The following is a 6519-nucleotide window of genomic DNA, read 5'->3' as shown; positions in this document are numbered from 1 at the left end:
GAGACCATCGGTCTCAATGGCTGTGGTGGTTATGCCCAGGCGCGTGCTTTCGTGAGCGTCGAGGTCGAAACCGACAATGTCATCACCTGGGTGACGCTGTGGGGAGCACCCTTCAGCCTCGGCTGAGCGCCGGATATCCACTCGCACAACGGAACGGGCCTGTCGCCGTGGACGGGCCCGTTTCCGCGTGGATGCCGCACGAGCCGCCGCCGAAGATTTCGCGAAACATGGTCGGCGGATCAGTGGAAGACGACGGTGAGCGCGGTGCGCAGCGACGCCCCCGCCACGGCGGTGGCGTGCTCGGCGTCCATCGCGACCAAGACCACGCGGTCCGTGGTTCCCCGTCCCGCACCCGCGCCGGAGACCAGGATGACGGCGGCATCGGTGACGAGGGTGCGGGCAGGGCGGGTACCGGGCCCGTTCGCCTCTTCCGCGCCGATGACGTCGACGCGATCGCCCGCGCGCAGGATGTCGGCGACCGCCGTGTCGGCGAGGCGGATGGGCACGATGCGCGCTTCGCGCCCGCCGGTCGCCGCCGCGGCCAAGCGCGGACCGACGACCCGCAAGTCGGTGAACACCTCGCCCTGCCGCATGGCGCCGGTCAGCGTCGCGCCGACGAGCGCGGCGGGATCGGCGACGGCCCCCGCGGGCAACGTGCCCGCCTCGCGGGGTGCGGAGCGCAGGTCGCTCGCCTCGAGGAGTCGGCCCGGGGCCAGATCACGGCCCGCGACCACGACCGTCGTGGTCTCGGCGTCCGGGTCGCCACGCAGGAAGAGGAACGCCGCGAGCGCGGCGAGAGCGGCGGCGAGCAGCCGTCTGGCCAGCACGGCGTCGGCCCAGGGCGGTCGCTGCCACCCGGAAGGATTCCAGCCGCCGCGGCCGAGGTCGGCGAGTGCACGAGTCATGGCCGGATCCTATGGCCGGACTTACCCTCGCCCGGCCGGGATCGCGGTGCCCTGTGGATAGTTGACCGGCTGTGGAAAACCGATCGAATCAGCTGGCCACGGCCGTGCTGGTGGACGCGGTGGACCCGCTCGACGACCCGGAGTCCGAAGACGAACTCGAACTGCTCTCGGACTTGGCGGGCTCGCTCGCGGTGGAGGAGCCACCGCGGCTGTCGGTGCGGTAGAAGCCGCTGCCTTTGAAGACGATGCCGACCGAGTTGAACAGCTTGCGCAGCTTTCCGGAGCACTCCGAGCACACGCTCAGCGCCTCGTCGGTGAAGGACTGAACGATGTCGAAGCGGTTGTCACACTGGGTGCACGCATACGAGTAAGTAGGCACAGGATCCTCCGCGGTGTTCGTCGATCTAGCACTCTACAGCCGACAGTGCCAACACCGCCAATCGCTGCTTCATTCCCCAGCGTAATGGTCGCCCAGCCGGCGCAGCCCGCCCCGTGGCGTGAGCGCCCAGCCCATCCGCAGGTCGTGCGGTTCCTCGGGGAGCCGGTCGAGGAGTTCGTCGTCCCGGACTACGGCGACCAGCCTGGCGTCCGGCCGTGCGGCGGGCAGCGTGCGGTCGTAATAGCCCGCGCCGCGGCCGAGTCGCACGCCGCGCAGGTCCACCGCCAGCGCGGGGACCAGAATCAGCTCCGCCCTGGTCACGGCGTCCGGAGGCAGCACGGCGCCGATGGGTTCCAGCAACCCGTAGCGGGCGCGGCGCAGCGCATCCGCGCCGGTGTACTCGGCCCAGCTCAGCGGCCCCGGCGGGCCGGTGACCGGCAGCAGCACGCGCGCGCCGCCGGCCAGCAGCGCGTCCAGCATCGCCGTCGATCCCGGTTCGCCCGCGATCGGCACATACGCGCAGACCCACCCGCGCGCTCCCACCGCGCCGACCGTCGTGGCCAGGGCGAACGCTTCGTTTTCCCGCTCCGTGGCGCTCATCACAGCCCGTTGGGCGAGGAGTTCGATGCGCCATGCATGTTTATCGCGCTCGCCGGGCATCTTCACAGTGATCACCATAGGCTCACCCCGGAACCGGGTCGGCGCGACGCCGATCCGGCGGCGTGATGGATGGATAGGGTATGCGTATGACAGCAAAGGCCGGACAGCCCGGTGACGCCGCGGTGGTGTCGTGCTTCCGTACGGCCGTGGTGCCCGCGGCCGGGCTCGGAACACGGTTTCTGCCCGCGACCAAGACGGTGCCCAAGGAACTTCTCCCGGTGGTGGACACCCCCGGCATCGAGCTGGTCGCCGCCGAGGCGGCCGGATCCGGCGCCGAACGGCTGGTGATCGTCACGTCCCCCGGCAAGGACGGCGTGGTCGCCCATTTCGTCGAGGACCTCGTGCTGGAGAGCACGCTGGCCGAGCGCGGCAAGTTCAAGCTGCTCGAGAAGGTGCGCAAGGCGCCGGGACTGCTCGACGTCACCTCGGTGGTGCAGGAGGAGCCGCTCGGGCTCGGGCACGCCGTGGCCCAGGCCGAACAGGCCCTCGACGACGACGAGGACGCCATCGCGGTCCTGCTGCCCGACGACCTCGTGCTGCCCCGCGGCGTGCTCGACGTGATGAGCCGGGTGCGCCGTAAGCGCGGCGGCACGGTGCTGTGCGCCATCGACGTGCCCAAGGACGAGGTCAGCGCGTACGGCGTGTTCGACGTGGCGCCGGTGCCGGACGCGGTCAACCCGAACGTCCTGCGTGTCAAGGGGATGGTGGAGAAACCCGCCCTCGCCGACGCGCCGTCGACCTTCGCTGCCGCGGGCCGATACCTGCTGGACCGCGCGATCTTCGACGCGTTGCGCCGCATCGAGCCCGGCGCGGGTGGCGAACTGCAACTCACCGACGCCATCGCCCTGCTGATCGCCGAGGGACACCCGGTTCATGTCGTGGTGCACCGTGGGTCGCGCCACGATTTGGGCAACCCGGGCGGTTATCTTCGTGCTGCGGTCGATTTCGCACTGGAACGAGAGGAATACGGCCCCGCCCTGCGGGAGTGGCTGCAGTACCGCCTCGGTCCGGACTGGGATCCGCAGCTGACGACCGACGACTGACGGACCCGGCCGGGGGTTTCGCCGAGCGTGAAGCGTCGGGTACGAATGATGGTTCACCGCGGTGCGCGCGAATGCGCTTGCGCCGCGGCTGGATCGCGCGCGCCCGCGCAGCGAAGTCGGTTGAAGTGCGGATCGGTTGAAGTGCGGAGAGGATCAGGAAGGGCTGGATGCGCTCGGTTGAGGATCAGCAGATCAAGGTGACCGCCGCGGCGGTCGCGCCCCGGCCGGTCCGGGTCGCGATTTCCGAGGCACAGGGCCTGCTGTGCGCCGAGGACGTCGTCACCGAGCGGCCGTTGCCCGGCTTCGACCAGGCCGCCATCGATGGCTACGCCGTGCGCAGCGTCGATGTCGCCTCGGCCGGTGCGGACATCCGCGACGAAGACGGCGAACTCGTCGACCTCACCCTCCCGGTGGTCGGCGAGGTGGTCGCCGGTTCCCGTCAGCCGATCCGCTTGCAGCCGCGCCAGACCGTCCGGGTGGATACCGGCGCACCGATGCCGACCCTCGCCGACGCGGTCCTCCCGTTGGATTTCACCGACGGGGGGCGGGCCAGGATAAAGGTGTACGAGCCGGTGCGCTCCGGCGATTACGTCCGGCGCGTCGGTGACGACGTCCAGCCGGGCGACGTCGCGGTACGTGCGGGAACCATCATCGGCGCCGCGCAAGTCGGTCTGCTCGCCGCGGTCGGTCACGACAAGGTGCTGGTGCACCCGCGCCCGCGACTATCGGTGATCTCGGTGGGCGAAGAGCTGATCGATATCGACCGCACGCCCGGCCCCGGCCAGGTGTACGACGTGAACTCCTACGCGCTGGCCGCGGCCGCACGCGATGCCGGCGCGGATGTGAACCGCGTCGGCATCGTCGGTTCCGATCCGCGCCGGTTGCGCGACGTGGTCGAGGGGCAACTGGTGCGCGCCGAGGTGGTCGTCATCGCGGGCGCGGTCGGCGGCTGGGCCTCCGAGCAGATCCGGGAGGCGCTCGAAGGGCTCGGTGAACTCGAGATCACCCGTGTGGCCATGCATCCGGGCTCGGTGCAGGGCTTCGGCCGCCTCGGCCGCGACGAGGTACCGACCTTCCTGCTGCCGTCCAATCCGGTGGGCGCGCTGGTGGTGTTCGAGGTGATGGTGCGCCCCTTGATCCGAATCGCGTTGGGGCGCAGGCATCCCATGCGCCGGATCATCAGCGCGCGGACCATCACGCCGATCAGTTCCATGGCAGGACGCAAGGGATACCTGCGCGCTCAGCTCATGCGGGACGAGGCGACCGGTGAATACCTGGTGCAACCGCTCGGCGGCGCGAACTCGTCCTCACACCTGCTCGCCACGCTCGCCGAGGCGAACAGCCTGATCGTGATCGACCCGGACGACACCGAGATCCGTACCGGTGACGAGGTCCAAGTCGCCTTTCTGGCGCAGCGTGGCTGAGACGTGGAAGCCATGAACGTCTTCCGGGCCACACAGCACCCGGGGTGGCCCGCGCGGTTGGGCCCGGTCCGCGTGGCCGCGGGACAGGTGACCTTGCGTCCGGTGCGGCTGCGTGACGCGGCGGCTTGGAGCCGGATCCGCTTGCGGGACAGGGCGCATCTCGAGCCATGGGAGCCGACCGGTCGCGGGTCGTGGGAGGCGCGCAACCACGCCTCCAACTGGCCCTCGCTGTGGTCGAGCCTTAAAGCGGAGGCAAGGCGCGGCGCGATGATCCCGTTGGTCATCGAGGTCGACGGCGTGTTCAGCGGGCAGTTGACCGTCGGCAATATCGTGCGCGGCGCACTGCGGTCGGCCTGGATCGGTTACTGGGTGGCCAAGGATCTCAGCGGGCAAGGCGTCGCGACGGCCGCGCTGGCGCTCGGCTTGGATCACTGCTTCGGGCCGGTCGGCCTGCATCGGGTGGAGGCGACCGTGCGACCGGAGAATCTGGCCAGCCAGGCGGTGCTGCGCAATGTCGGTTTCCGGGAAGAGGGCCTGTTGCGGCGCTACCTCGACGTGGACGGCGACTGGCGGGATCACCTGCTGGTCGGCATGACCGTCGAGGAAGTGGTCGGAACGGTTCTGGACCGGCTGGTGCGAGAGGGGCGCGTCACCCTGCTGTAGAACCGGCCACCGGCCGCGGTGGCATGGTGGAAGTGTGACAGGTGTGGCGGATGTGCACGGCGCGCCTGCCGGAACTTGGTGCTACCCGGAATTAGCCTACGGACGTCGATGGTGCGTCTTGCGTCATCGGCAGGGAGCCTGCGAGGGGACCGGCGTCCGCGCCGCTGCGTCGGACGGGGGCCGGCCGAGCGCGGGGCGTCTGACGCACCGTTGGCGGGCCGAGCCGGACAAAACCCAGGCGGGACGGAGGTGCTGACGCGATGCCGAATTCGATCCTGTGGATCGGACTCGTCGTGCTCTGGGTCTTCGTCCTTTTCCCGATCCTCGCCGACCGCCACCCGAGAATCCGCCGGACCACCGACGCCGCGCTGGCGACCCGGGTCCTGCACCGTGGCGGAGGCAAACGACGTCTCAGGAAAGGCCCGGCCGCCGGGCACGAAACCGATCCGAACTGGCGGCCCCGCCGCGAACCGAGAAAGTACGCCCACAGCGATGATGCGGAGGACCGGATGACGACACCGGCCGACGAGCCCGTCACCGAGACCGACGAGGAGAACACGCCCGCGGCCGACGACGCCGCGGCGTCGGACATCGCTGCCGCGGCGTCGGACATCGCTGCCGCGGCGTCGGACATCGCTGCCGCGGCATCCGGCATCGCTGCCGCCGAAACGGACGACACCGAGGTCGAGGACCTCGCGACCGCCGCACCGGACGAAGACGAGTCGGAAGACGACGACGAAGCCGCCGAAGTCGCTGCGAAGATCGACGCGGAAACCGATGATGACGGCGTGCGCGCACACCACCCCGAGCCGGTCGCGGCCAGAATCCCACCCGCGCGCTCCACCGTGCCCGCCCGCGTGGACTTCGACTACGAGGACTACGACGACGAGGACTACGACGACTACGACGGCTCGGGGGAACCGGAGTTCGTCCCCTCCCGCCGTGGCCGCGGCGGCTTCGACCCCGAGGCCGACGCCATCGCCCGCGCGGCCCGCTACACCTTCCGGCAGCGTGCCGTGCTCGGCCTGCTGCTGACTGCGGTCCTGTCCGGCGCGCTCGCGCTCGTGTTCACCCCCTTGCTGTGGTGGGTCTGCGGGCTCGCCGCCACCGTGCTGGTGACCTACCTGGCCTACCTGCGCAAGCAGGTGCGGATGGAGGAGGAGATCCGCCGCAGGCGCGCGGCGCGCCTCAACCGTGGCCAGGCGGACGAAGGCGATCCACGCGCGCGCCGAGCCCGCTCCCCGCACGGCGCCATGGACCGCGACACCGCCCGCACCCTCCGCCGCCGCTCCACACTGATCGAACTCGACGACGAAGACCCCATGTTCGCCCACCTCGATCCCTTCGACCCCGCCACCGCCCGCGCCCTGCGCACCCGCACCAGCGGCGACGTCCGCCGCGCCGCCGGCGCGTGATTCCGACCATTCGACCAGGTCAGGGCACCG

Annotated in this window: 8 protein-coding genes; 5 read left to right on the top strand and 3 right to left on the bottom strand. The window is 70.6% G+C overall.

Features of this window, described 5'->3' with window-relative positions; genetic code table 11:
• The coding region (locus GVY39_RS26525) for an MspA family porin (protein WP_201295359.1) at positions 1-126 on the top strand (126 nt) is incomplete at its 5' end.
• A 113-nt stretch (positions 127-239) separates the two neighbouring features.
• Here GVY39_RS26525 and GVY39_RS26520 read toward each other — a convergent pair.
• The 3 genes from GVY39_RS26520 to GVY39_RS26510 form a co-directional block, all read right to left on the bottom strand.
• A complete protein-coding gene (locus GVY39_RS26520; RefSeq protein WP_159929292.1) occupies positions 240-905 on the bottom strand; it encodes an SAF domain-containing protein in 666 nt (221 codons plus the stop codon).
• A gap of 88 nt (positions 906-993) precedes the next feature.
• Positions 994-1284: an FmdB family zinc ribbon protein gene (locus GVY39_RS26515; RefSeq protein WP_159929290.1), complete on the bottom strand. Its 291-nt coding sequence runs from the start codon at positions 1282-1284 to the stop codon at positions 994-996.
• Positions 1285-1353: 69 nt separating this feature from the next.
• Positions 1354-1962 (bottom strand): 5-formyltetrahydrofolate cyclo-ligase, encoded by a 609-nt coding sequence (locus GVY39_RS26510; RefSeq protein ID WP_159929288.1) that lies wholly within the window; start codon positions 1960-1962, stop codon positions 1354-1356.
• A gap of 68 nt (positions 1963-2030) precedes the next feature.
• Between GVY39_RS26510 and GVY39_RS26505 the strand changes: the two genes are divergently transcribed.
• The 4 genes from GVY39_RS26505 (at position 2031) to glpR (ending at position 6489) form a co-directional block, all read left to right on the top strand.
• Positions 2031-2987 (top strand): UTP--glucose-1-phosphate uridylyltransferase, encoded by a 957-nt coding sequence (locus GVY39_RS26505; protein ID WP_159929316.1) that lies wholly within the window; start codon positions 2031-2033, stop codon positions 2985-2987.
• Between the two features lie 167 nt (positions 2988-3154).
• Positions 3155-4411 carry a gephyrin-like molybdotransferase Glp gene (gene glp, locus GVY39_RS26500; protein ID WP_159929286.1) on the top strand — a complete coding sequence of 419 codons (1257 nt, stop codon included), beginning with the start codon at positions 3155-3157 and terminating at the stop codon, positions 4409-4411.
• Between the two features lie 12 nt (positions 4412-4423).
• Entirely contained in the window at positions 4424-5074 is a 651-nt protein-coding gene (locus tag GVY39_RS26495; protein ID WP_159929284.1) for a GNAT family N-acetyltransferase, read from the top strand.
• 260 nt (positions 5075-5334) lie between these two features.
• The gene (glpR, locus tag GVY39_RS26490; RefSeq protein ID WP_159929282.1) at positions 5335-6489 is read left to right on the top strand and encodes a gephyrin-like molybdotransferase receptor GlpR; all 1155 of its coding nucleotides are present in this window, start codon (positions 5335-5337) and stop codon (positions 6487-6489) included.
• Positions 6490-6519: the final 30 nt, after the last annotated feature.

Origin of the sequence: Nocardia sp. CY15 (assembly GCF_009829295.1) — a bacterium.
Classification (GTDB): Bacteria; Actinomycetota; Actinomycetes; order Mycobacteriales; family Mycobacteriaceae; genus Nocardia; species Nocardia sputi.
This window is presented reverse-complemented; position numbering and strand designations above follow the sequence as displayed.

Coding starts and splice junctions, on each gene's coding strand:
- GVY39_RS26520 (WP_159929292.1), bottom strand. CDS start 905: ATGACTCGTGCACTCGCCGACCTCGGCCGCGGCGGCTGGAATCCTTCC.
- GVY39_RS26510 (WP_159929288.1), bottom strand. CDS start 1,962: ATGGTGATCACTGTGAAGATGCCCGGCGAGCGCGATAAACATGCATGG.
- GVY39_RS26505 (WP_159929316.1), top strand. CDS start 2,031: ATGACAGCAAAGGCCGGACAGCCCGGTGACGCCGCGGTGGTGTCGTGC.
- glp (WP_159929286.1), top strand. CDS start 3,155: ATGCGCTCGGTTGAGGATCAGCAGATCAAGGTGACCGCCGCGGCGGTC.
- GVY39_RS26495 (WP_159929284.1), top strand. CDS start 4,424: ATGAACGTCTTCCGGGCCACACAGCACCCGGGGTGGCCCGCGCGGTTG.
- glpR (WP_159929282.1), top strand. CDS start 5,335: ATGCCGAATTCGATCCTGTGGATCGGACTCGTCGTGCTCTGGGTCTTC.